26 protein-coding genes are annotated in these 24,168 nt (G+C 63.5%); 9 read left to right on the top strand and 17 right to left on the bottom strand.

The features are described from left to right. Positions 1-240: 240 nt before the first annotated feature. The 15 genes from QZ271_RS10610 to QZ271_RS10540 form a co-directional block, all read right to left on the bottom strand. The gene (locus QZ271_RS10610) at positions 241-2,364 is read right to left on the bottom strand and encodes a xanthine dehydrogenase family protein molybdopterin-binding subunit (RefSeq protein ID WP_291431249.1); all 2,124 of its coding nucleotides are present in this window, start codon (positions 2,362-2,364) and stop codon (positions 241-243) included. Positions 2,365-2,582: 218 nt separating this feature from the next. Beyond that, positions 2,583-3,593, bottom strand: a complete 1,011-nt coding sequence (locus tag QZ271_RS10605; protein WP_291431247.1) for a xanthine dehydrogenase family protein subunit M — start codon at positions 3,591-3,593, stop codon at positions 2,583-2,585. Next, on the bottom strand, positions 3,590-4,165 hold the full coding sequence (locus QZ271_RS10600) for a 2Fe-2S iron-sulfur cluster-binding protein (RefSeq protein WP_291431245.1): 576 nt from the start codon (positions 4,163-4,165) through the stop codon (positions 3,590-3,592). The genes QZ271_RS10605 and QZ271_RS10600 overlap by 4 nt, the downstream gene beginning before the upstream one ends. Before the next feature lie 115 nt (positions 4,166-4,280). After that, a complete protein-coding gene (locus QZ271_RS10595; protein ID WP_291431244.1) occupies positions 4,281-4,481 on the bottom strand; it encodes a hypothetical protein in 201 nt (66 codons plus the stop codon). A 475-nt stretch (positions 4,482-4,956) separates the two neighbouring features. Beyond that, positions 4,957-6,138: an MFS transporter gene (locus QZ271_RS10590; protein ID WP_291431242.1), complete on the bottom strand. Its 1,182-nt coding sequence runs from the start codon at positions 6,136-6,138 to the stop codon at positions 4,957-4,959. After that, positions 6,138-6,626, bottom strand: coding sequence for a DUF6428 family protein (locus QZ271_RS10585; RefSeq protein ID WP_291431241.1), 489 nt, complete (start codon positions 6,624-6,626; stop codon positions 6,138-6,140). Before QZ271_RS10585 ends, QZ271_RS10590 begins: the two co-directional genes overlap by 1 nt. Beyond that, positions 6,623-7,120, bottom strand: a complete 498-nt coding sequence (locus QZ271_RS10580) for a MarR family transcriptional regulator (protein ID WP_291431239.1) — start codon at positions 7,118-7,120, stop codon at positions 6,623-6,625. Before QZ271_RS10580 ends, QZ271_RS10585 begins: the two co-directional genes overlap by 4 nt. Positions 7,121-7,356: 236 nt before the next feature. Further along, positions 7,357-8,577, bottom strand: a complete 1,221-nt coding sequence (locus QZ271_RS10575; RefSeq protein WP_291431237.1) for an alpha-D-ribose 1-methylphosphonate 5-triphosphate diphosphatase — start codon at positions 8,575-8,577, stop codon at positions 7,357-7,359. Beyond that, a complete protein-coding gene (locus QZ271_RS10570; protein ID WP_291431235.1) occupies positions 8,567-9,289 on the bottom strand; it encodes a phosphonate C-P lyase system protein PhnL in 723 nt (240 codons plus the stop codon). The genes QZ271_RS10575 and QZ271_RS10570 overlap by 11 nt, the downstream gene beginning before the upstream one ends. After that, entirely contained in the window at positions 9,286-9,918 is a 633-nt protein-coding gene (locus QZ271_RS10565; RefSeq protein WP_291431233.1) for a DapH/DapD/GlmU-related protein, read from the bottom strand. The genes QZ271_RS10570 and QZ271_RS10565 overlap by 4 nt, the downstream gene beginning before the upstream one ends. Beyond that, on the bottom strand, positions 9,915-10,766 hold the full coding sequence (locus QZ271_RS10560; RefSeq protein WP_291431231.1) for an ATP-binding cassette domain-containing protein: 852 nt from the start codon (positions 10,764-10,766) through the stop codon (positions 9,915-9,917). The genes QZ271_RS10565 and QZ271_RS10560 overlap by 4 nt, the downstream gene beginning before the upstream one ends. Beyond that, the gene (locus tag QZ271_RS10555; RefSeq protein ID WP_291431229.1) at positions 10,747-11,700 is read right to left on the bottom strand and encodes an alpha-D-ribose 1-methylphosphonate 5-phosphate C-P-lyase PhnJ; all 954 of its coding nucleotides are present in this window, start codon (positions 11,698-11,700) and stop codon (positions 10,747-10,749) included. The genes QZ271_RS10560 and QZ271_RS10555 overlap by 20 nt, the downstream gene beginning before the upstream one ends. Beyond that, on the bottom strand, positions 11,697-12,794 hold the full coding sequence (locus tag QZ271_RS10550) for a carbon-phosphorus lyase complex subunit PhnI (RefSeq protein WP_291431226.1): 1,098 nt from the start codon (positions 12,792-12,794) through the stop codon (positions 11,697-11,699). The genes QZ271_RS10555 and QZ271_RS10550 overlap by 4 nt, the downstream gene beginning before the upstream one ends. Continuing rightward, entirely contained in the window at positions 12,794-13,396 is a 603-nt protein-coding gene (phnH, locus tag QZ271_RS10545) for a phosphonate C-P lyase system protein PhnH (protein ID WP_291431224.1), read from the bottom strand. Before phnH ends, QZ271_RS10550 begins: the two co-directional genes overlap by 1 nt. Next, positions 13,396-13,830, bottom strand: a complete 435-nt coding sequence (locus tag QZ271_RS10540; protein WP_291431222.1) for a phosphonate C-P lyase system protein PhnG — start codon at positions 13,828-13,830, stop codon at positions 13,396-13,398. The genes phnH and QZ271_RS10540 overlap by 1 nt, the downstream gene beginning before the upstream one ends. Positions 13,831-14,188: 358 nt before the next feature. On the opposite strand from QZ271_RS10540, the gene QZ271_RS10535 reads away from it, so the two are divergent. After that, positions 14,189-15,010, top strand: coding sequence for an inositol monophosphatase family protein (locus QZ271_RS10535; protein ID WP_291431220.1), 822 nt, complete (start codon positions 14,189-14,191; stop codon positions 15,008-15,010). A 33-nt stretch (positions 15,011-15,043) separates the two neighbouring features. Here QZ271_RS10535 and QZ271_RS10530 read toward each other — a convergent pair whose 3' ends face one another. Continuing rightward, a complete protein-coding gene (locus QZ271_RS10530; RefSeq protein ID WP_291431218.1) occupies positions 15,044-15,919 on the bottom strand; it encodes a MurR/RpiR family transcriptional regulator in 876 nt (291 codons plus the stop codon). 181 nt (positions 15,920-16,100) lie between these two features. On the opposite strand from QZ271_RS10530, the gene phnC reads away from it, so the two are divergent. The 8 genes from phnC to QZ271_RS10490 all read left to right on the top strand — a co-directional run bounded on the left by phnC (position 16,101) and on the right by QZ271_RS10490 (position 23,112). Beyond that, positions 16,101-16,889, top strand: coding sequence for a phosphonate ABC transporter ATP-binding protein (gene phnC, locus QZ271_RS10525; RefSeq protein WP_291431216.1), 789 nt, complete (start codon positions 16,101-16,103; stop codon positions 16,887-16,889). A 48-nt stretch (positions 16,890-16,937) separates the two neighbouring features. Further along, positions 16,938-17,804 carry a phosphonate ABC transporter substrate-binding protein gene (phnD, locus tag QZ271_RS10520; RefSeq protein WP_291431214.1) on the top strand — a complete coding sequence of 289 codons (867 nt, stop codon included), beginning with the start codon at positions 16,938-16,940 and terminating at the stop codon, positions 17,802-17,804. 86 nt (positions 17,805-17,890) lie between these two features. After that, a complete protein-coding gene (gene phnE / locus QZ271_RS10515; RefSeq protein WP_291431212.1) occupies positions 17,891-18,718 on the top strand; it encodes a phosphonate ABC transporter, permease protein PhnE in 828 nt (275 codons plus the stop codon). Then, complete coding sequence (gene phnM / locus QZ271_RS10510) at positions 18,718-19,905, top strand: phosphonate metabolism protein PhnM (RefSeq protein WP_291431210.1); 1,188 nt, start codon at positions 18,718-18,720, stop codon at positions 19,903-19,905. The genes phnE and phnM overlap by 1 nt, the downstream gene beginning before the upstream one ends. After that, positions 19,902-20,702, top strand: coding sequence for a sugar phosphate isomerase/epimerase (locus QZ271_RS10505; RefSeq protein WP_291431208.1), 801 nt, complete (start codon positions 19,902-19,904; stop codon positions 20,700-20,702). Before phnM ends, QZ271_RS10505 begins: the two co-directional genes overlap by 4 nt. Positions 20,703-20,834: 132 nt before the next feature. After that, a complete protein-coding gene (locus QZ271_RS10500; protein WP_291431207.1) occupies positions 20,835-21,389 on the top strand; it encodes an orotate phosphoribosyltransferase in 555 nt (184 codons plus the stop codon). 399 nt (positions 21,390-21,788) lie between these two features. Next, positions 21,789-22,589: a DUF2382 domain-containing protein gene (locus QZ271_RS10495; RefSeq protein ID WP_291431205.1), complete on the top strand. Its 801-nt coding sequence runs from the start codon at positions 21,789-21,791 to the stop codon at positions 22,587-22,589. A gap of 58 nt (positions 22,590-22,647) precedes the next feature. After that, positions 22,648-23,112: a YsnF/AvaK domain-containing protein gene (locus QZ271_RS10490; RefSeq protein WP_291431204.1), complete on the top strand. Its 465-nt coding sequence runs from the start codon at positions 22,648-22,650 to the stop codon at positions 23,110-23,112. A 271-nt stretch (positions 23,113-23,383) separates the two neighbouring features. On the opposite strand, the gene QZ271_RS10485 is transcribed toward QZ271_RS10490, so the two are convergent. Continuing rightward, positions 23,384-24,168 (bottom strand): HAD family hydrolase (locus QZ271_RS10485; RefSeq protein ID WP_291431202.1); only part of this gene is annotated, 785 nt, incomplete at its 5' end.

Below are 24,168 nucleotides of genomic sequence, written 5' to 3'. Positions count from 1 at the left end.
GATCCCGGTGTGCCGTTTGAAGCGTGTGCGGTTCAGCTGTCGGAGGCGTTCAAGGCGGTCGTGGCTCACTCACGCAGGGTAGCGGTGGACTTTCGCAGGAGGTCTACTGAACTCCCCCTTCACTAAACCCCAGCAATATCAGTTTGAAACATGTCCCAGTTCAGGAACGACCTTTGCAGCTTGCCGATTCGGCCTGCCTTCGGGTGGGCCGTGGATTGAAACCTACCTGTCAGGTTCTGATCAAAGAAGTTTATCCGGCGTGAACGGCAGTCCACGCAGGCGTTTACCCGTCGCGTTGTAAATCGCGTTGCCGATGGCAGCTGGCAGCCCCACCACACCGATTTCGCCGATGCCCTTGGCCCCTTGCGGACCGTAGTAGGGGTCGAATTCTTCCAGCCAGCGGGCCTGGATGTCCGGCACGTCGGCATGAGCAGCGATGTGGTAGTCGGCCAGCGAGTGGTTGACGACATGCCCGAAGCGCGGGTCAACCACGCTCTCTTCATGGAGCGCACCCGACAGTCCCATTGTCATCCCGCCGATCAACTGGCTGTTCGCAGTGCGCGGGTTGATGATGCGGCCCGCTGCATAGACGCCCAGCAGCCGTCGCACACGGATTTCGCCGGTCACACGGCTCACGGCGACTTCCGCGAAGTGTGCCCCGAAGGCGTGCCGCGAGAACTTGTTGGCGTCCTTGGGCATCTGGTGCCGTCCGCGCATCTCGGCGCCCTCAGGCGGGTGCTTGCCGTATTTGTCGCGGAACTGAATACAGGCGACAGAAACCGCGCCACCCCAGGTAAACGTCCCTGTCGAGCCGCCTGCCAGTGTGGCAAAAGGCAGGTCGCTCGAGCCGATGTCCATGCGTACCTGCTCGACGTCCACGTCAAGTGCGTCGGCGGCTATCTGGCCCAAAATCGTCCACGCGCCGGTCCCCAGGTCAGACGCAGCGATGCCGACGACATAGAGCCCACCCTCGTATCGCACCCTGGCCCAGGTCGGTGTCGCCGCCTGACTCTGGTTGGGATAGGTGGCCGCGGCCACCCCATAGCCGATCTGCCACTCGCCTTCCTGACGCTCAGCCACGGCGGGGCGATTCTCCCAGCCAAAAATGTTTGCGCCCTCACGGAGGCAGGCCACCAGGTTCCGGGTGGAAAAGGGCTTATCATCCTCGGGGTCCTGATCAGGTTCGTTCAGGACACGCAGCTCGATGGGGTCCATCCCGAGTTTTTCAGCCAGTTCGTCCATCGCGGTCTCAAGCCCGAACATGCCAGGAAACTCGCCAGGGGCACGCATGAAGGTCCCCACGCCGATGTCGAGTGGCACCAGACGGTGCGAAGTCAGGCGGTTTTCCGCCGCATACATGACCCGAGTCGCACTGGCTGTCTGTTCGGCATACTCACGCAGCTTTCCGGTGGTTTCCGTGACCTCGTGGGCGATGGCCCGCAGTGTCCCGTCGCGGCCTGCGCCCAGACGAATATGCTGGTGCGTCTCCGGGCGGTAGCCCACGTGGGCGAACATCTCCTGGCGGGTCAGCATGTACTTGACTGGGCGACCTGCCACGAGTTGCGCCGCTAGGGTGACCAGCAGCAGCGGCGCGTGCGGGTAGCCCTTGGAGCCGAAGGCCCCGCCCACATACGGCGAGATGATCTCGACCTGTCCTGGTAGCTTACCCAACACTGAAGCCAGCAGCGCCCGCGTCACTGACGCCCCCTGGGTCGAGTCATAGACGGTCAGGTGAGGCCGCTCGCCCAGCAAGGAGAATGCGCCGCCCAGTGCCTCGCGGTCCCACAGCGCAATCATGCTGTGGGCCTCCATCGGATTATGGTTTTCCTGCGGTGTGGTGTACACCTCATCCAGCACGACTTCGGCGCCGCTTAGGGCCGCCTCGACGTCGCCTTTTTTGGTATCGGTTCGCATGAAGCCGTTAACAAAGGCCGGTCGGTACTTCTCGGGATGCTCGACCCGGAATTCGGCGTCATGAGCCTCCTCACGGTAGTCCACCCGCACCAGACTCGCCGCGTAGCGAGCGATTTCGGGTGTTTCGGCCACCACTGCCCCCACGTACTGGTTGCGGTACCAGACTTTGGGGGACTGCAGAATATACAGTTCCTTGACCGCTGGAACGAGCCGGGGGGCGTTCTCGTGCGTCAGGACCGCCAGCACGCCCGGCAGAGCCAGCGCCGCCGAAGCGTCGATACGGCTCACTTCGCCTTTGGCGATGTCGGAAGTCAGGGCAAACAGGTAAGCGGGGTTTTCCACGCGTTGCTCGTACGCGTAAGGCGCGGTGCCGGTAACTTTGAGGGGGCCGTCCACGCGCACGCGGTCCTGGCCGACAGAGTGTTGACGGGGTTGGGAGTTGGGGGTCATGGGGACTCCTTGGGGGAGAGGTGGGTGGGCAGTGAGGGCCGGAGACCTGGGCGGGCCCCTTCGAGCCGAGCCGGGTGGCTCCCTTTCCCGTAAAGCGAGAAGGTGAACAGCGCTTCAGCCAGAGCGAAAGCTGACCTTGCTTACCTGCGGGCGACCTGCACAGCTGCCGTGCTGAGCGCCCGGCCACAGGCCAGGGATGAGGAAACTGTCCACACCACCTACACCGCTCCCCCCTCGGCTCGCCGCTGGGCCGTCGTGCCGTCACGCAGTTCTTCCAGCACGGCGACCACGGTGTTCCGCAGCATCGGCACCTTGAATGCATTGTCTTTGCCTGTCTGTGCCCCCTCCAGTTCGGCTTCTATTGCGGCGCGAAAGCTCTCTGCCGTAGCAGGCCGGCCCCTGAGCGCAGCTTCGGCTTTCTCGGCCCGCCAGGGTTTGTGGGCCGTGCCGCCCAGCGACAGGCGCACGTTCTGTACGTGGCCGTTCTTCACGTCCAGCGCGGCAGCCACCGACACCAGTGCAAAGGCGTAGGAAGCGCGGTCACGTACCTTGCGGTAGGTGGACGGCCAGTCCAGCGGCGCGGGCAACTCCACGGCCGTTATCAGTTCGCCGGGTTGCAAGTTGGTGTCGTGTTGCGGGGTGTCTCCGGGCAGGCGGTGAAAGTCGGTGAACGGAATGCGTCGCTCGCCGCCCGCCTGTTCCGTCACCACCACGGCGTCTAGCAGCGCCAGCGCGACGCACATGTCCGACGGATGAACCGCCACGCACGCGGACGAGGTACCCAGAATGGCGTTGTAGCGCCCGAATCCTTCGGTGGCCGAGCAGCCCGAGCCGGGTTCGCGCTTGTTACAGGGCGTGGTCTTGTCCTGAAAGTACACGCAGCGGGTGCGCTGAAGCAGGTTGCCCCCGGTGGTCGCCCTGTTCCGAATCTGGCCAGACGCGCCGCTCAGGATGGCCTCGGCCAGCGCTGGATATCGCCTCCGAATCACGGGGTGCGCGGCCAGCGCACTGTTTCTGACCATGGCCCCGACCCGCAGGCTGCCTCCGGGCAGTTCGGTGATGTCCGTCAGGCCCAGGCGGTTGATGTCCACCAGGCGCTCGACCTCGCGGATGCCCAGGCGCAGGTGGTCGACGAGGTTGGTGCCACCTGCCAGATACGCGGCGCCAGGAATGAGAGCCCCATGCGCCTCAGCCACGCTGCCCACCCGCACGAAGTCGAATGGCTTCATCCGTTCACCCCGATAGGCAGGGGCCGAGCCACCTGGGAGACGGTGCTCGCCTCAGCCACCTCGCGCACCGCCGAGACAATGTTGGCGTAGGCCCCACAACGACAAAGGTTGCCACTCATCCGCTCGCGCAGCTCACGGTCTGTCAATTGCGGGTCGGCCTGCACCTCCGGAGTGACGTGGCTGGGCATTCCTTCGGCCAATTCCCTGAGCGCCCCCACCGCCGAGCAGATCTGACCAGGCGTGCAGTAGCCGCACTGAAAGCCGTCGTGTTCCAGAAAGGCCTGCTGCATGGGGTGCAGAGCCTCGCTGTTGCCCAGGCCCTCGGCAGTCACGATATCGCTGCCGTCTGCCGAGGCGGCCAGACACAGGCAAGAGAGCACCCGGTCGCCGTCCAGCAGCACGGTGCAGGCCCCACACTGACCGTGGTCGCAGCCCTTTTTGACGGACATGACGCCCAAGCGGTCACGGAGCGTATCAAGCACCGAGGCGCGTGGGTCAAGGTCGAGTTGATGCGTCTGACCATTGACAGTCAGGCGAACAGGATAGGTATAGACAAGATGAGGCTGAGTCATGGGGTCTCCTGAATCAAATGGAGCTGAAAGGAAGTGGACAGTGCTTCTCGAGTATGAACCGGGCTTTATTTTAGCGGCTGAGGTGACCTGAACTGGAACGCCAGTTGTGTCACGTTCAGGTTTCACGGTGCCGACTGGTCCTGTGCGGCCTGAGCCTTCTGGCCGCAAGGAAATCAACCTCATTCCAAGTTTGAAAGTAACTGCTCAGCACGATAAACACGGCAAAAAACGCTTGTTCCCGTTTTGTATGAGCATAATATTTACTGCAAATCTGCCTTGGACGAACCAATTCGCCCATATCGGCAATTTCAGTCATTTGAAAGCAGCTTCTTAGCAATTTATAGGGCTGAATTCAGATTCTGAGCAATTTACCCTGCTGAGCAGTTACGTTTGAAAAGCGGTTCTCTAATTGCCCCACCTGGTTTCGGCGGTCACGGTCGCTTGGGTGTGCTGGTCGGGGCCACATTGGACCGCCCGAAGAAGGCGCATGGTCGCCGGGCGTGTGCGTGGTGAAGATGGGCTCGCGGGACCTGGTCCGGTCGTTCAGCCGGGGGTAGCATGTCTGTGTAACTTGATCGTCCTGTTAATGCCGTCTCAGACGAACTCCATGGACAGTGTGGGGTGCTGATACGGATTCCGATTGATTCGGCGCAGTTCTGAAGCTATCCGAGCGGACGCGAGTAGGAACAGCAGACGCCCCTTCGCGGTATAGAGCCACAGGCAGCGCTTTCCCGCCTGTGGCGCAGTGGAGCGCAGTCCGTCTGAGGGGTGCACCACGAACCCCCCTGCCCTTAGGCGTGGGAGGGCTCAGTCCTTTCCGACAAGCCATGGTCAAAGCGTGTCATAGCCAGAGCCGCCACAAAAGCCAGGGCCGTTAGAAGGGCCACTGCGGGTAGGTAAGTGCCAGTGGAGGTAAACAGCCAGCCCATGGCGAACGGTGTCATAGCCTGGGCCAGATTCACCCACCATGCCAGCTTGCCGTTGACACTGCCGAACACGTTCGCCGGGTAATGCGCATGCAGCAGCTCAGGCCGGGCCAGTGTCAGCGCTCCGTTGGCCAGCCCGAACAGCATGGCGGCAATGGGCAGGAGAGGAAGGTGATGAGGCAGGACAAGCAAGCCCGTGGCCAGCAGCAGCACCCAGGTCAGGAAGGCTGTCATCCGCTTGACTCCCCAGCGCTCCAGTGCGGGTACGAACATGACCCGCCCCGGCAGAGCCGCCGCTCCCAGCAGACCGGCCACCGCCGCCGCTGTGCCAGCGCTCAAGCCGTCGTGCAGCAACATGGGCACGAGTTGCAGGCCGACTCCGACCATGACGATTCGGGAGAGTGTAAAGACCAGAGTGACGCGACGAAGAAAAGGGTCCATGCTGATGGAAGTGGCCTGAACACGCTCTTGTCGCTGCGTCGAAGGTGGCACAAACCGCCACAGCAAGGCTGCGCAGAGCGCCAGCATGGCGCTGATTGTCCAGAGTGAGCCCGTCAGCCCTATGCGTTCGAGCAACACGGTGACCAAGGGCACGAAGATGGTGCTGGCCAGACCCGCGACCAGGGTGATGCTCAGGGTGGCCCGCGTGCGGGCTTTCCCACCGATCCGTCCGGCCAGGACTGCAAACGTCGCCTCATAAAAGGTCAGGGCCATGGCCACGCCCGCCAGGAGCCAGGCGAAGACAAAGAGGGCCGGACTATTGGATGAGGCCAGCAGTGCGAACGCCACCGCGCCCAGTCCGGCCCCCGCCGTCAGCAACAGGAGACCCCGCCCGGCGTCGAACAGCTTGCCTAGCGCCGGAGCGCTGAACGCCGTGACCAGTAGTGCCAGCGTGAAGGCCAGGGATGTGAAGGAGCGCGGCCAGTGATGTGCCTGCTCAAACTGTACGGCCAGCAGCGGCTGCGCGTAGTACAGCGTCCCATACGCCACAGTATTCAAAACGGCCAGCGCCGCGACGAACAGGCGCTGCCCGTGGGGAGGCGTCATCAGCCGAGCTGGATGGGTTCAGAAGTGACTGGGCCACAGCACTGCCCCTGCTGACTGGAAGCGCCCGTGGCTTTGCACATCACACCTGGAAGCTGCAATTCCACTACAACACGCTCTGGCTGCACGTCCACGCTGATCAGGTGGTACTGCGTGGCGGGGGTGGACACGTTGCCGTACTCGAACCGTAGCTCGGAGCTGCCGTGAACGGGAATGCGGGCCGCCACCCGGTCGTAGATGCTCAGGAACTTCTGCGTGGTCATGAATCCTTCCCGCGCTTCTTCGGGCGTGCCGTCCATGAGCTGCACGACAGTTTCCTTCCATGTGTTCGCTTGGCCACCGCAGTCCATGGACTCGATGGTGACCGCCTTGACCTCGGTGACGTGGTATCCGGCGGGGACAAGCGTTCGCCTATTCAGGCGAAATTCCAGAGGCAGGCGGGCAGATTGCCGGACGGTCTCCAGGAAGCGGGCAGTGGTCAGGTCAGTCATTCTTGTTCTCCTTTTGCTGGTGCCGCCAGCGAGCGGACCTGAGAAGCGAGTTCAGCTTGCAGGGCGGTTTCCAGCAGGCTGAGTAGCCGCACGGTCTGCGAGCGCTCCCCCGCCGGCAGGCGTTCCAGCACCCGGCTGGCCTGGGCATTGAGCTGATGGTTGAGGATTTGAGCGGCCCCATGGCCCGCGTCCGTCAGTTGCACGAGCAGGGCGCGGCGGTCATTCGGGTGCGGCGCTTTGAGCAGCAGGCCGTCCTCCACCATCTGGTCGGTGGTGCGGCTCAGCCACGCTTTATCCAGTTGCAGGCTGCGGGTGAGGGAAGTCAGGGTTTGTGGCCCGTTCCGCTCCAGGGTGGAGAGGAGGCTACACTGGGTCGCCGAAACCACGTCGCAACAGGCGAAGTTCAGCTGTTGCAGTTGCGTGAACAGCCGCGTAATGGTGCGAAGCCGTTCACCTGTTTTCCAGGCAATTTGGTTGTCTTCGACAACGGTCATGGGTAGAGCATAAACGTAACCGAATTGGTTGTCAAATACAACTATTGAGTGAGACAACAAAGAGAACAGTCTGTCCAGCCTCGAGGGGAGAGGCTGCCGGGACCGCGCATATTCAACGAGGATTCCGCTCCATTACGCGAAGGGGCGCATCTTGTTCCTACTCGTCTCCGCTCGGATTGATTCAGAACTGCAGCGGATCAATCGCAGTCCGTAGATTCACCCCATGGATCGCTTCTTTAAAGGGCCTTCGGAAAAGTCAATGCCGCCTTCTGTTGCGGTTCGGCCCAGTAGATGACTCGTCCGGCCTTCAGCGTGGCGCAGGTCTTCAGGTGGACTTCCTGACTGACCACCACGAGGTCGGCCTGTGCACCAACGGCAATGCGTCCGTGACCTTCCAGGCCGACCGCATTGGCCGGGTTAAAGGTGATCAGCCTCACCGCCTCGTGCAGCGGCAAGTCTTGATGCCCGATCTGCCAGGCGGCCTGCAAGAGCGTGGCAGGGTAATAGTCCGACGCGAGAATGTCCAGCAGCCCTTGCCCGAGGGCATCCACCGCGGAAAGATTACCTGTCAACGACCTGCCGCGCAGAGCGTTCGGAGCACCCATGATGATGCTCATGCCACGCTTTCTGGCTTCCTGGGCGGCTTTCACGGTCACGGGAAATTCGCTGAGGCCCGCCCCGAGTTGCTGCATCAGGTCAACTTTCTGCTCCGTGTCGTCGTCGTGCGAGGCGATGGGAAGGCCCGCTTGGCGCGCCAGAGCCGTGACTTCTGCCACCACATCCCAGCTCACCGGGTGCTCGGCCGCGTGGGCGAGCCGCTCGGAGAGCCGTTCCTGCACTTCTTTCCGCGTCATGTTCTGCCAGCGCTCCATGAAGTTCATGTAGGCTTCCAGGTCGCGGTACTGGCCCTGACCGGGCGTGTGGTCATTGAGGGAAACGAGGTCAACCAGACCGTCTCGCAGGAGTTCTTTCAGGATGGGCGCGGCGCGGGCATTCGTCACGTCGAACCGGGCGTGAATGCGGAAATCCACGAGGAGGCTACCGCGCAAGTTACCCACCGCGTGCACCAGTTCACGGGCGCGGTCTTCGGTACGGATGTGTCCCTTGCGGGCGTTCTCGGCGAAGGAGATGGCGGCGTAAGCGGTCGTCACACCTGCCGCCGCGAGGCGCTTGTCGAGTTCCATGATCGACATCGGCAGTGGAAAAGCCGCGCCAGGACGGGGTTCCACTTCGCGCTCCAGCATGTCGCCGTGCAGGTCAATGATGCCGGGAATCACGGTGTGACCCTGCCCCGCCAGTCGGCGCAGGGTGGGCGCAGCGTGCGGCGCGGGGCCTTCGACGATCTCAGCAATGGCCCCATCTTCCAGCCGCAGCGAGCCGCGTTCCAGCACGCCGCCCGGCAGCACCAGCCGCACGTCACTCAGCCATATTTCCCTGCTCAGGTCATCACGCCACATGGTCGGCCCCCTCACCCATCGTTTCTTCGTTGCCCGGCAGAAACGCAGCCAGTTGGAGTGTGCGGTCAATCAGCTCCGCCACGTCCTCTGGGTGGTGGAACACGCCCATGAAGGCCGTACCGCCCGCCTTGAGCTCGGCGAGGCGCGAGAGCAGCGCCGCTCTGGCCTGACGATCCAGGCTCGCGGTCGGTTCGTCGAGGAACAGCAGACGCGACGGGCGAATCAGGGCGCGGGCGAGGTTCACTTTCTGCTGCTCGCCGCCGCTGAAGGTCGTGGGGTAGGCCGCCCACAAGTCCCTTTTCAGTCCGAAGGCGTCCAGAAATCCTTCAGCCCGCTCCATGGCGTGCTCCTCCCCGGCTTCCAGCAGGGGTTCGGCCACCAGTTCCAGGGCACTCACGCGGGGGCGTGGGCGCAGGAACTGGCTGACCATGCCCATTTCCTCGCGGCGCAGGCGCATGATGTCGATGTCGGCCGCACTCGCCAGGTCCACCGGGCCGTAGGCGGAGGAATAGAGCGCCTCACCGGACGTGGGACGGTAGGTGCGGTACAGGGCGCGCAGCAGCGTGCTTTTCCCAGCTCCGTTCGGGCCGGCCACCAGCAGGAATTCGCCGGGGTTGAGACCGAAGGTGAGGTCCTGAAACGCGGGAATCACGCGCTCGGTCTGGTGCAGCACAAACGATTTGCTGTACTGGCGGACTTCCAGCAGGGTCATGGTCGGTCTCCTTCATACTTGTCCAGAAAGGCCGTGATGTCGCCCCGGAAATCGGCGAAGCGGGCTTCGAGCGCCTCGCGCGGCCAGTCCCACCACGCCAGGGCTTCGAGCCGTTCGGCGGTGCGCTCATCGAAACGGCGTTTCAATGGTTTGGCGGGTATCCCGACCGCCACCGTATACGCCGCGACATCCTTCGTGACCACCGCACCCGAGCCGATGGCGGCCCCGTTGCCGATGGTGATGCCCGGCATCACGGTGACGTTGTGCCCGATCCACACGTCGTGTCCTACCGTGACCGGGTGGGAGCGCCGCCACTCGAAGAATTCATGGTCGTCCTCGCCCAGCCCGAACTGCGCGGCGCGGTAGGTCATGTGGTGGGTGGTCGGGCGCTCCAGCGGGTGATTGCCGGGGTTCAGGCGCACGAACGAGGCGATCGAGCAGAACTTCCCGATGCTGGTGTAAATGACCTGACAACCGTGCACAAGGTACGAGTAGTCGCCCACGCTGGACTCCACGATGCTGGTGTTCGCCCCGATTTCCGTCCACGCACCAAGCTGGGAATCACGAATCACGGCGGTCGGATGCACGGTTGGGCGTTCGGAGAGCATGTTCACTGTCCCCCCCCTCATAATTTCGCGTGTACGAGTTGCTGGGTGTACGGGTGCTGCGGATCGTCCAGCACCTGATCGACCAGCCCGTGTTCCAGCACCTGCCCGTGCCGCATGACCATCACGCGGTCAGCGAGGGTGCGAATGACGCCGAGGTCGTGCGACACGACAATCATCGCCATGCCCCGTTCGCGCCGCAGCCGCCGCAGGGTGTCGAGCACCAGCGCCTGCACACTCACGTCCAGTCCGGTGGTGGGTTCATCCAGCAGCAGCAGGGCGGGGCGCAGCGCGATGGCTTTGGCCAGTTGCACACGCTGCTGCATCCCGCCGGACAGCTGGATGGGTGGGTCGTCCATGCGGGTCAGCGGAAACTCGGAGGCCGCCAGCGATACCTTCCCGGCTTCGCGCAGCGTGGCGAATGTCCGCTCGCCTGCCAGCACCAGCCGCTCGGCGACGTTGCCGCTGGAACTGTTCTTCATGCGCAGGCCCAGGTAGGGGTTCTGGTACACGATGCCGATGTGCCGCACCCGCAGTTGCCGCCTCTCGAAGCGGGTCAGCGTGAACAGGTTCTGCCCCGCGTACTCCGGCAGGCTGAGGGTATAGTCGCCGCTGTCGGGCTGGTCTTCCAGGTTCAGCATGCGCAGCAGGGTGCTTTTGCCACTGCCGGACTCTCCCACGATGCCCAGCACTTCACGCGGGTAGAGGGTGACGTCCACATCCTTCAGGGCCGTCACGGCGCCGAACTGCCGGCTCACGCCCCTCGCCGTCAGGATGGGCGCTTCAGTGGTCAGGCGCGGAGCCTGAAGCGGCACGACTTTGATGTCGGCTCCGTGGCTGTGGCTGGGCGAATTACTTGAGGTAACCGTCATGGTAGAACCTCCCCTCGTCGTTAAAGTAAGTGCGCTCCGGCGCGGGGCCGTCACCCTCGGCGGCGTTCAGGATTTTCTCCCCGTAGCCGGCGTCTGAGAGCTCGAACAGGGCGCTCCCGTCGTCCTGCGGCAACTCGTTCATGAATTTCTGCGTGACTCCCGTGCGGAAGCAGGTGTGGCCTGATTGATCTTCGACCGCGTAAGGGATGTCGTCGAACTCCAGCGGGCGCACGTCGGTGTAGGGGGGTACGGCGTACAGGCGTTTCTCGCGTCCGGCGGACAGGATGGTCAGGTGCCGCGCCTGATGCAGCTTCGGCACGTCCCAGCGGGGAATGGGGCTGGGGCTGATCACGTAGCGCCCATGCACCAGCGAGGGATAACTGGCGCCCTGCACAATGCGCCCGTAGCGCACCAGTTGCTCGTACAGCTTGAGCCACATCAGGCCGTAATCGGCGTCGGCGTGCATCTGCCGGGCGATGGAAATATCCGGCTCCACGCTGCGCAGCGGTTCCGGGTCGGGCACCTGCAACACCAGTACCTGCCGTTCGCCCAGAATTTCCTCCGGGACACGGTGACGACTCTGGATGAGGGTAGCGGCGGTCGCGTCGGTGGTCGTGGCGACTCCGGTCATGCGTGACACGAAGCGGCGCAGGTTGGCGGCGTTCACGGAGTCGTCTGCGCCCTGGTCAATGACTTTCAGGGTGTCCTTCGGACCGATGAGGGAAAGGGTCGCCTGCAAGCCGCCGGTGCCCCAACCGCGTGCGATGGGCACTTCGCGGCTGGCGTAAGGCACCTGATAACCGGGCAGGGCCACCGCCTTGAGCATGGTGCGGCGCAGCTCGCGTTTGCTGGACTCGTCCAGAAAAGCGTAGGAGTGATCCTGCCACTGGTGCGCGAGGTCCTTCAAGGTAGGGGTAGATGGGGTGGCTGTCATGCGGGCACCTCACTCCCAGGCAGATTGACCCCTTGCGGGTTCCCGCGCACCTGCCGCATGGCGTCCAGCGCAGACTGGAAGGTCACGTAGTGCGGCAACTTGAAGTGGATGCAGAAACCCGAAGCTTCCACCGTCTCGGTGTGGTACAGCACGAATTCGGGCGTGTGGGCCGGGTGTTTCTCTCCATGGTCGGCCGCTTTTTGCATGTTCATGTCGAGTGTGCCGCCCGCGATGACCTTGACCTCGTTCCAGCCGAGCGTAGCGCAGAAGCCCAGCGCCAGTTCGGGAGTCTTGCTGTCTCCGGCGAACTCGGTCACGATCTCAGCCTGTGAAACACGCACCCGTCCAGCACTGAACGCAACGCCGGTGGCAGGGTGAGTCAGGTTGACCTCGGCGTACCCGAGCCTGACCTCGTTCACGGTGGGATGAATCAGGCCGTACCCGCGCATGATGGAGTAGCCCAGTGTCAGGAGCCCGCCGGTATCCGCCCGCGCCAGCCCCTGCAACTCGTGGGCGCGGGCCGGGGGAAAGAGCAGTGGCTCACGGGTGAGGTCAGGGACGCTGTGCCCGGTGCGCGTGTCCGGCGTGACCTCCGGCAACAGGCCAACCTTCCTCTGCCAGTCGGCCAGCGCGGGGTAGGTAGGCTGGGCAGCTTCTGGCGCGGGCGTGGCCTCGTGGCGCACCGCACCTTCACCCGTCAGGACGCCCAGGTTTAACACCCGGTGGCTGTAATCCAGCGTCGGCCCCAATACCTGCCCGCCGGGAATATCCTTGAACGCCGCCGAGATGCGCCGCACGGTCAGCATCTCGCCCTGTTCAGTGACGGCGGCGTACTCCAGGCGTGGCTGGGTGGTGCGGTAGGCCCGCAGCAGCAGCGCAGCCTCGTAAAGCTCGCCACCCGACTGCGCGATGGCCAGGGCCGCGAGTTCCGGCGCATACAGGGACGCCTCGCCCATCACCCGGTCAAGCAAGTAGGGCACCGTTTCCATGATGACCCGCACTTTTTCGGCGGTCAGTGGGCCGTTCAGGTCGTGGAACAACTGCTCGGATTCGATGATGGCATTCTCTCCGCCACGCGCCGCGACGTACGCCATTACTTCTCCTCCTGTCTGTGCACGGGCTGTATGGGCACGGGCTGTCTGTGAACGGGCTGAAGCGGCGTGACCTCGATCTGGGTGGTGCGCGGCAACCCCATCACACGGCACTCGCCGACCAGGAAGGCGTCCCAGCCGAGCGGGTACTGCACTGCTTCCTCACGCAGCTCAGCCAGGTCATCCGGGAGGGTCACGCTCATATGCGCTTCGCCGTTGATGCCGGGTCCGCGCCAGACCCACACCTGACCACTGAACCCGGCAGGGAGCACCAGTGTCGCCGCACGATCCGGATAGAGAGCGTCACCGCGCCTGGCCTGCCTGATCGCTTCCCGCGCGTCGTCATTCCAGACACTGAAGAACAGATACTCGGCTTCGGTAGCGGGAACGTGGGGCGCTCCGGTGAGCAGCAACCTCTCTCTCAGCGTTTCATCGGGTGTGTAGAAGCTGCTTTCAAGGTCAAGGAGCGTTTCACCGATAAGTGCGAAGGCGTCGTCGCCAGCCGGAATGGCCTGCACTTCACCGGGGCGCGATAAGGCCCACAGCAGCGCCGTGAACACTTCCTGCGTTTTGGCCTCGAAGGGCGTCTGAACGGGTGTCGCCATCAGAAGGTCTCCATCTGCACGCGGGTGCTTTCCACCTTGCGCAGCAGCAGGTCGGTGACCTGACGCTGCTCGGCCTGAGCGTCCCGCATGAAGGCGAAGATTCGCTCCTTCGCCACGTCCTGCTGCAGGGCCAGGTCAAGGAGGGCCACCGCCAGAGCCTGTTCCAGGTCGCGTCCCAGCACCACGCCGTACCCGGTGAAATCGCCCTGCTGCACCTGCCCCTGCGCCACCAGCGCCTCCCCCAGGTGAAAGGTGGTGCCCTGCACGGTGTCGCGGTACGGCAGCATGACCAGTCCGGTGCGGTTATGCACCACGTCCAGCTCCCCCTGTGCCGCGAGTTGCGGCAGCACGGTGTTGGCGAGGGTTTTAACCTCGGTGGCGGGGGCCGCTGTCAAGGTGGACAGCCACTCCGATTGAGAAAACTCGCTGCTCATGGAACTCCTTAACTGATCTGTGCTCTGATACGGACTCCGGGTTGAATGGGCTGCAAGGACCGTTCAATCCGAGCGGATGCGGGTGGGAGCGGGGCGGGTTCCAGACGTGGAGCTGGCATTCCGGTGATGTTCCGGATTGTCGGCGCAACAAACGGAAGCCGTATCCGTTCGGTCATGGGGGGCACTCTCCTGAGTCTGGGGGCGAGTGAGGGACTGGCGGAACACTGGCTGTCACGCTATGAGCCTGGCGTCAGTCAGGAGTCACCGCAGGGTCACGCTTTTGTCATGGAATTTCAAGATGACACGATCCAGGTAATTTCATGACATCGGCCTCTCAGTGCTTCCCTACAGTGCTGGAATGACGGATCCCTTCGACTCCAACTGGCGACAGGAACTTCTTACCGTAGCCATCCAGGCCGCCCACGCTGCCGGGAACATTCATCTGCAGCTCCGCACCGAGCCGCTGAACGTGCGGAGCAAGAGTCACATGGCCGATCTGGTCACCGCCGTGGACGTGGCAGCCGAGAAAGAAATTGCCGGAATTCTGAGGCGGGCCACGCCAGAAGTCAGCGTCGTCGGTGAGGAAGGTACCCACGCGGGCGGTGAGGGCGTGCAGGTGCCAGACGAAGGCTGGCTGGTCGATCCCCTGGACGGCACGCAGAATTACGTGTTCGGCCTGCCGTTCTACAGCGTGTCCATCGCCTACGTGCGCGGCGGTCAGGTGCAATTGGGCGTGATTCACGACGCCGTACACGGGGAAACGTTCACGGCGGTCCATGAGGACGGATCGTTCCTGAACGGAGGGCGGCTGCGTGTTTCAGCACGTGCCACCCTTGACGCGCCTGCCCTGCTGACCACAGGCTTTAGCCGTCAGAACGCCGATGATCCGGCAGCGCTGAAACCGTTCCTGGAAAGTGTGAGGCGTGGCTTACCGGTGCGGCGTCTTTCCAGCAGCGCGCTGTGCCTTGCCTACATCGCTGCCGGACGGATCGACGCCTACTGGGACGCGAAACTGATGCCCTGGGACACCGCGGCAGGCTGGCTGATGGTGCAGGAAGCGGGCGGCACACTCAGCGATTACCGCGGGCGGCCCTATACCCTGCATGGCCCCATGCTGGCGAGTAATGGCCTTCTTCACAGGGAGATGCTGGAGCTGATCGGAGTGGCCGGCGCACAGTAGGACGGACTGCACATCATTGGAGCGCTCGACTCTTCAGTGAGCGCTACTCCGACGCTTGACCGTTTCGGACCGGCCCGTTTCCACTTCACGGACGCGCGAGAGGGCCGCGCTCGTGCGCTCAGGAGCCTGTTCCTGCACCTCCGCGCACAGGATGTCCACCACGGCCAGGTGGGCCAGGCGAGACGACACGGCTTCCTGACTCCGTTCCGCTTCCATGGTGGCGGTGATCAGAGTGATATCAACCTCGGCAGCCATGGGGGAGCGGGCAGCGGAGGTAATCAGCAGCGTCAGCGCCCCGGCCTCGCGCGCCAACCGGGCGCATTCCGCCGTGAGCACGGTACGCGCCGAGTGCGTGATCAGCAGGGCCACGTCGCCCGCCCCCAGTTGGGACGCCCGGATGCGCTGCGCGTAACTTTCCATGTGGTAGTGCACGGGGAGGCCCAGACGGCTGAGTCGGTGGGCGGCGTCCATGGCAATAGGGGCGCTGAGACCCGACGCGAACGCCCCTATCTGCCGGGCTTCCAGGAGACGGCTGGCGGCCTGCTCTACTTTGGCCGTGTCAAGCAGGGCCACGGTGTCCTGAAGAGCCTGAATGTTGGCGCTCAACACCTGCTGAGCAATGCCCGCCGTGCCTGGGACCTGCGGCCGTGCCACGGAACTCAGTTGCACGCCCAGTGCTAACCGGAAGTCGCGTAGCCCCTCGAAGCCCATGTTGCGGCAGAAGCGGATCACGGTGGCGGTGCTGACCTCGCCGGCCGCCGCCAACAGCTCCACCGAAGCGCCCAGGGCTGTTTGGGGATCGTTCAGGATGCTCCGGGCGAGCCTGGCCTCGGCAGGATTCATGTCAGTCAGTCGGCTGCGCATGCTGGTCAGCACATCATGGGGAGCCGAGCGCGTGGTGGGGCTCATCACCGCAGTGTAGCGAACTGCTGCCGACGTGTGTAACCAAATTACACTCAGAAATCGTCTCTGAAACCTCATGACAAGAGCTTGACCGGGCGGTGACCGTCCACTGACGCGCGGCCCGTACGGTGATGCCGTTTGAGTATTCATTCGGGGAACGCGACCGACCTCCCACCAAGGACACGACATGATCGACATCAAACACCTGCACGTGAATTACCGGGGCAAACCGGCCCTGCAAGACGTGACTGTCCATCTCGGCAGTGGGTTTACCGCCATCATCGGCCCGAGTGGCGCAGGCAAAAGCACCCTGATGCGGTCTATCAACGGACTCGTGCCCATCACGGACGGTGACGTCCTCCTGGAGGGCCACAGCATCGGCAAACCCGGCAGCGCTGCCCTGCGCGCCCAACAGCGGCACATGGGCATGGTGTTCCAGCAGTTCAATCTGGTGCGCCGCCTGAGTGCCCTGGATAACGTGCTGCTCGGCTGCCTGGGCCGCCAGCCTCAGCTGCTGGGCGCACTCGGACTCGCACCGAAAGCTGACCGGGCTTTTGCCATGCACCTCCTCGACCGGGTCGGACTGGCCGAGCACGCCTGGAAACGGGCCGATCAACTGTCCGGCGGACAGCAACAGCGTGTCGGCATTGCCCGCGCTCTGGCGCAACAACCCCGCGTCATTCTGGCGGACGAGCCCATCAGCGCCCTCGACCCCAAAAGCAGTGAGCAGGTCATGCACATTCTGCGATCCATTCACGAGGACGACGGATTAACCGTGATTGCCAACCTGCACTTCCTGGATACGGTGCGCCAGTACGCCACCCGCGTGGTCGCCCTGAAAGCAGGGCAGCTCGTCTTCGACACCACTCCAGACGCCCTGACCCGTGAACTGACCCGTGAACTGTACGACCATGATCCACCGGCTGTCCAAGGGGCCGAACCTCCCGTTTCCGTGAATCAACTCGCCTCTGCCTGATCGTCTCACCGTTCCCCTGGCCCTCAAGCCACCTTCAAGGAGTTCACCATGCGTACAGTCATTCTTGCCAGCCTCGTCCTGACCACCGCCTCCCTCGCCAGCGCCCAGACCGCCCAGAACCGTGCCGGGTGGCCCACTGAGATCAACTTCGGCATCATTCCCCTTGAAGGCAGCAGTGCCCAGGCCGAGCGTTTCCAGCCGCTGTTCAGCTACCTCAGCAAGACCCTCGGCGTGAAGGTCAAACCCTACGTCGGTGCCGACTACGCCGCCGTGATTCTGGCCATGCAGAATAAGAAGCTGGACGCCGCCTACTTTGGCCCCAAAAGCTACATCGAAGCTGCTGACCGCGCGGGGGCCATCGCCATCGTGAGGGACAACGCCTTGAAGGGTGGCATGGGCTACCAGTCCATCATCATCAGCAAGGGGGGCGGGCCCATCAAGACCATGGCCGACGCCGCCGGCAAGGACTTCGCCTTCGTGGATCCCAACAGCACCAGCGGTTACCTCGTGCCCATGGCACACTTCCTGCTGGAAATGAAGGTCAAGCCCGAAGAGTACTTCAAGCGCACGACGTTCGCCGGATCGCACGAAAACGTGGTGATGGGCGTGGTGAACGGCACCATTCCCGTCGGCGCGACCAACAACCTGGACTTCGCCCGCGCCGTGGAATCCGGGAACGTCAAGCAGGGCGACCTCAACGTCCTGTGGACCAGCAAGGTGATCCCCAGCGGCCCCATCGCCGTGCGCAAGGACCTGCCCCAGAGCTTCCGTGACGCCATGAAAAACGCCCTGCTGAAGTTCAACGACAAAGCGGGGCTGGAGCAGCTGCAACTCAAGAGCTATGTCGCCGCTTCCGACGGGGACTACAACCCCATCCGCGACCTGAACAAGCTCACCAACGCCGCCAAGAAGTAATTTTTTAGGCGTCAACCGGTTCGGCGGGGAAGCTTGGTTCTTCCCCGCTTTGACTTACCCCCATTTTGCCCACAAGGACCACACAGATGCTGCCAACGAGAACCGTCAACGTCCAGCCGCCGCCAGAGGTTCGCCGCCGCACCACGCTCCAGATGATTTCATGGGCGCTGATCCTGCTGGTGATCGGTCTGAGTTTTCAGGGAACCGAAGTCAACCTCAAGACCCTGTACGACGGACTGGGCAACAGCTGGCGTTACATCTTCGGTGACCCGACCCGGCCCCAAAGCGGCTTCTTTCCACCTGACTTTGGCAAAGGCGGCGTTTACCTCGAGCAGATGCTCCTCACGGTCAAGATGGCGGTGCTCGGAACGGTCGGCGCCATCATTCTGGCGCTCCCGCTCGGATTTCTGGCAGCCCGCAACACCGCGCCGAACGCCTTCGTGTACCAGATAACCCGCCGGTTACTGGACGTGCTGCGCGGCCTGAACGAGTTCGTGCTGGCTCTGATTTTCGTGGCGGCGGTGGGCCTGGGGCCGTTTCCGGGCATCCTGGCGCTGGTGTTCCACACGGCGGGCATCCTCGGGAAACTGTTCGCCGAAGGCATCGAAGACATCGACGAGGGACAGGTGGAAGCCGTGAAAGCCACGGGCGCCAGGCCCCTGCAAGTACTGGGACGCGGCGTCTGGCCGCAGATCACCGCGCACGTACTGAGCATGAGCATGTACCGCTTCGAATCCAACGTGCGCGCCGCCACAGTTCTGGGGTTGGTGGGGGCGGGAGGCATCGGGTTCTACATCACGGAAGCCATTCGCGGCTTCGACACGCGGGCAGCCTGCGCCATCCTCATCATCATTCTCGCCACTGTCTTCCTGCTGGATTTCCTGAGCGCCAAACTGCGCGAGCGATTGACGTGATGCGCTTTGAGGAACAGTGGATCACCGGCGCGAGACTCGCGCTGCCAGACCGCGTGGTCGAGCGTGGTTCCCTGCTGGTGCAAAACGGCCTGATTGCTGACATTCGTGAGGGCGAAGCTCCCTCGCCTGCTGTCAACGCCCGGGGTCTCACGCTGCTGCCCGGACTGGTGGACATGCACGGCGACATGATCGAGAAGGAACTCGAACCGCGCCCCGGGACGCGCTTCGATCATGATCTCGCCATTCTGGAACTTGATAAGCGGCTGGCGGCCTCCGGAGTCACGACAGCCTTTGCTTCCCTCAGTTTTGCTGACGGGCTGGGCCTGCGCAGCGACACACGTGCAGTGGGCCTCATCCGCGACATCGTGGCCCTGCGGCCGCATCTGCTGGTGGATCACCGCATTCACGCCCGCTACGAAATCTCGAATACGGACGCCTGTCCTGCCGTACTGGAACTCGTGCAAGCAGGCATGATTGACCTGATTTCCCTGATGGATCACACGCCCGGTCAGGGTCAGTTCCGGGACATGGAAGTGTACGTGCATTACCTCGCGCGTCATCTGGGACGACACGCCGATGAGGTGCGGGGCGAAGCTGAGAACCGCCTGGACGCCGGAACCGAGGAAGTCTGGGAGGTGGCGCGGGAACTGGCCGCAACCGCAAAGCAGGCCGGAATCCCCCTGGCCTCGCACGACGACGACACAGAGCAGAAAGTGGCGCTGCTGCAGGAACTGGGCGTGACCATCAGTGAATTTCCCGTCACGCTGGAAGCCGCTCGCGCCGCTACCGAACGCGGCATGATCACGTTCATGGGCGCACCGAACGCCCTGCGCGGTCAGTCCCACAGCGGCAACCTCTCGGCGCTGGACGCCCTGAATGACGGTTCGCTACATGGACTGGCGAGCGACTACTCGCCCATGACCATGCTTCAGGCCGCCATGCTGATCGCCGAACGGAACTTGCTCAGCCTCTCCGAGGCCGTGAAGCTGGTGACCCTGACCCCGGCACGGGCGACCGGCATGAGTGACCGGGGCAGTCTGGAAATCGGCAAACGCGCCGATCTGGTGCTGGTGGAAACGGTCGGCCGTCCCCGCGTGCGCCTGACCATTGTCGGGGGGCACGCGGTCTACCACGACGGCACCCTCAACCGATCCACTCACGGTGCACCGCTGGAGGTCACCCCATGAAGGACTGGAAAAAACGCGCTGGACTGGCCCTCACCTTGAAAGAACTACCCGAATGTGCCCCCTGGTTGCTGGAGTCCGGCCGCGACATCGAACTGCAGGACATCACCCATGGCGACGTGATGGAGGGCGACTGGCAGGGGGTGGGGCGCGAGATCAACGCGCATTTGAATGGTCATCAGGGACGCATCGGCATTCACGGCCCCTTCTGGCACCTGAACATCGCCCCGCGTGACCCGGCGGTGCAACGACTGGTGCAGGAACGACTGAACCTCGGTCTGGATTTTGCCCGTGCCATCGGCGGTACGCACATGGTGGTGCACAGTCCCTTCGATTTCTTCGGTCATCCGCAGGCCGTGCCCGGCGCACGCCTCGGGCCGGAACTGGAACGCGCGGCACTGACCATGCAGCCCATCGTGAAGCGGGCCGAGCAGGAAGGCTTGACGCTGGTGATCGAGAACATCTACGACCTGAGCCCAGTTCCTCTGCTTGCCCTGGCACAGTATCTGGACAGTGACGCCGTGCGCCTCAGCGTGGATACCGGACATGCTCACCTGATGACGCAGCGTGGCGGGCCGCCCCCACAGACGTGGATCGAAACGCTCGGCACGCTTCTGGGCCACGTTCACCTGTGTGACAACGACACCACCAATGACCAGCACCTCGCTCCGGGACGCGGCACCATCCACTGGGGCGGCGTGGAACGGGCCCTTAACGGCGCACCGGAATCAGCCCGAATATTCATCGAGGTCAAAGCTTCAGAACTCAGGCTGGGCCGTGAATGGCTTGAGCAGGCATGATACGCAATCCGCTCCATTCCGCCACACTCAGGAAAGCGCCGCCTGCGGCTCCATACCGCTCAATCCGTCTGTTCTTCCTACTCGCGTCCGTTCGGATTGATTCGTCAATGCAGCGAATCAATCTGAGTCCGTATGAGTGAACTGCTGACCCTGCTGAACAGGAGCGGGGCTTTGCGGCCCGGTCACACCGTGTTCCGCAACGGCGCTCACGCGGACGGCTGGATCGAGAAAGGAGACGTATTCAAGGATTCTCGCCTTCTGAACACCGTGGCGCAGGTGCAGGCCACGCACATCGCCCAGAACTTCGGCGAGGCCACTCTGCTGGTGGGCGCCCCAGCCTGCGGGGGCACCCTCACGTCCTTCATTGGGCTGCACCTGGGTCTCCCCGTCGCTTACGTCCTGACCGAGAATCCCCTGCACTGGCACCGTATGCATGTACCCGGCCAGCCGCAACGCAGCATCTACATTGACGACCTCATCTGCACGGGCACAGGTACACGGGCCGTCACTCATTTTCTACACAGTCAAGGCCATGAAGTCCTTGGCGTGAGTGCCTGGCTCAGCCGTGCCACACTGGAAATGCCGACCCTGACGTTGGATGCACACCCGTTCCATACGTTTCGGGCTCCGGACTGCCCCCTGTGTCATGAAGGACAACCAGTGATCTGGAATGGTATTCGGGAGTAGCCGAGTTTCCCAGGGTTGGCGCAGTAGCAGGCTGCAGTCATGGCCGGCATGGGTTCGCCGGGACCACGGCACCGAGCAGGCGCAGCACGCTCCACACCGGGTCCGTGATTCGATGGCCATGAATGGCGTCTGCTGCCCCTATTGACGACGCCCCGCCGGTACATCCAGCATGACTCGCAGGCGCCAGTTGATGGTGGCACCTTAATCCGGAACGAGTAGAGCGCGGGCGAAAGCACGGGCTCTCCTCGTTGTTATGCTTGGGGCGTAACATTAGCGTTGACCTAAGTATCCCTGTGGATTCAGCGAATCTCCTCCCACGTTTGGGGTCGGGTTATGCATGAGACTGTATTCCTGGGAACGATGCATGACTGCAGCGTTCACACCTAAAGGAGAACCCACATGACCCAGATCAATCTCGTCCGCATGTCCGATATCGACTCCCAGCTTGATCTGTCCAGCGGCGTCTATAACCCCCGCGGCAACACCGCCTACGGCGCTGGCGGTGAGAAGGTCGGCAGCATCTATGACGCGCTCGTGGATCCGCAGAGCGGCGCCATTCAGTACCTGATCGTGGACGTCGGCGGCTGGTTCTCCAGCAAGCACGTGCTTGTCCCTGTGGGTCAAGTCCGTTTTGCGGAAGACGGCGCCTACTTCGACACCCTGACCAAAGACCAGGTGCGCGGCCTGAGCGAGTATCACGAAGGTCAGACCTACGCGCATGAGAGCCAGCTCGCCGACGAGCGCGTCCTGCGTGCCGCAGACGTTGATGAGGCCACCTACCGTCAGCAGGCGTTCCAGACGCCCGAGACCCTGAAACTCCTCGAGGAGCGCCTCGTCGTCAACAAAGAGCGCTTCGTGACCGGTAGCGTCGAGGTCGGCAAACGCGTCGAAACCCACGAGGAGCAGGTGAACGTCGACCTTGACCGCGAGGAGGTCGTCATCGAGCGCCGCGTTGTCACCGATCCCCAGCCGGTGGTGGGGGCCGTCCTGGGTGCCGCGACTGAAGCGGTCCGCGTGGACCTCGAAGCTGAACGAGCTGACGTGTCCAAACAGGCCTACGTCACTGAAGAAGTGAGCATTGGGAAGCGGGAAGTCACGGAAACGCAGAGCTTCACTGAAACCGTCGGTAAGGAAGTACTGGAAGTCAACAAGACCGGCGACGTGAAACTGGGCGACGATACGGACACCCTCAAGCGATAAAAGCAGGGGAGGGGGCGGGCAGGTATGTTCCTGCCCGCCCCGCTATGTAGGGGGATGTATGACCGATGATCAGTACGCACAGGACCGGACTGCTAACCGGCTGGTGACGCGGCTCGATCTGCTTGAGGAGCGGGCCAGCGTGCAGGTAATCCGGGACAGCGTGGGAGGAGTCACGCTGCGGCGGGTCGTGCGCGAAGAGGAAGTCCTGGTGCCCGTCACGATCAGCCGCGAGTTCTTGGAACTGACCGTCAAGTCTGGCGGGGGTCAGATCATCCTGGATGGGGTGCCGCTGGAAGCGGGCCGAACCTACGAGGTCTTGCTGAGTGAGGAGCGGGCGCAGATCGTGAAAGACGTGTACGCCGCTCAGCAGGTTGAAGTATGGAAGCGCACCCGAACCGAGCAGTTCCAGCAGAGTGTGACGTTAGGCCGCGAGGTTCTCGAAGTAACGGGTCGCACTGATCTGGTCACGGAGCAACCTGCCGGGTCGGACGCGGATACGTCAGGCCTGGCCGCGGGAACCTGAGTACGTTGAAGCTAAGTACCTTGAAGCTACCATTGCGAGATTCCGGGAAAGCGCCGGAACCTCTCCATTCCCGCTCCAACGTACTTTCTTCTGCTGCGCGCTCCGCGCGGTTTATCTACAAGATCAACGCAGTGTACTGAGGTCAGCGAGGTCGGGAGCCCTGAGGTTAGACCCAATCAGAGACCGGCTGGGGGAGGCCAAGCGGGTTCCGGTCGTGGAGCGGGCGGCCCGGTGATGGTCCAGGGCTTCAGTGAAACAAACGGAATCCGTATCACAGCCAGCGGGACGCGAGCCACCCGCCCAGTTCCAGGTGGTGGCCTACCCGCTCATGCGTCAGCCCGGACACGACCTCTAGCCGGCCCACCTGCACGGCCCGGCCGGCCACGCGGAACATGGCGACGTCGTTGTCGCTGTCCCCAAAGGCCCAGCTCTGGGAGGGGTCGATGCCCAGGCCCCGGCACACGGCCAGCAGCGCCGCACCCTTGTCCGCGCTTGGAGCAGAGAGGCTCATGTTGTCCGCGTAGGGCGGCTGCGCCCCGGTGACGTGCAGCCCGGGACACTCCGCCAGAACCCGCGCCTTCCACACCAGCACGTCCGGATGAAAACACCACAGCCCCAGCAGCGGCGTGTGGCCCAGCCGTGCAAGCGGCCCGAAAGGGCGGTGTGCGAGCGCCCAACGCTCCCGGAACGCTGCCAGCGCCGCCGCGTCCGCGAAGTGTGTGGGATCGGCGTACACACCCGGCACGGTCAGCGCCAGCACCAGCCCACCGGGTGGCGCAGTGCGCTGGGCCAGATCCAGCACCGCGGGAGGAAGATAGGCTTCCTGCACGACCTCTTCCCCACACACCACCCGCGCCCCATTGTGCAGGGCGTAGGCGTCGGGGTTCAGGGCCTGCACCGCCGGGGGAAGGTCATCGCGCCCGGTGATGACCGCCAGCTTGACGCCATGCGCCCGGTAGCGGGCCAGGGCCAGCGCGGTGGCACCTGGCAATTCCATTCCCCCGTCGGCCAGCAGCGTGCCGTCCAGGTCAAAGGCCAGGAGCGCGGGCGGGTGCC

The organism is Deinococcus sp. (genome assembly GCF_018260555.1).
In the GTDB taxonomy this organism is placed as follows: Bacteria; Deinococcota; Deinococci; order Deinococcales; family Deinococcaceae; genus Deinococcus.
Note: the sequence above shows the minus strand (reverse complement) of the source record. Positions and strands in the feature narration are given on the sequence as shown.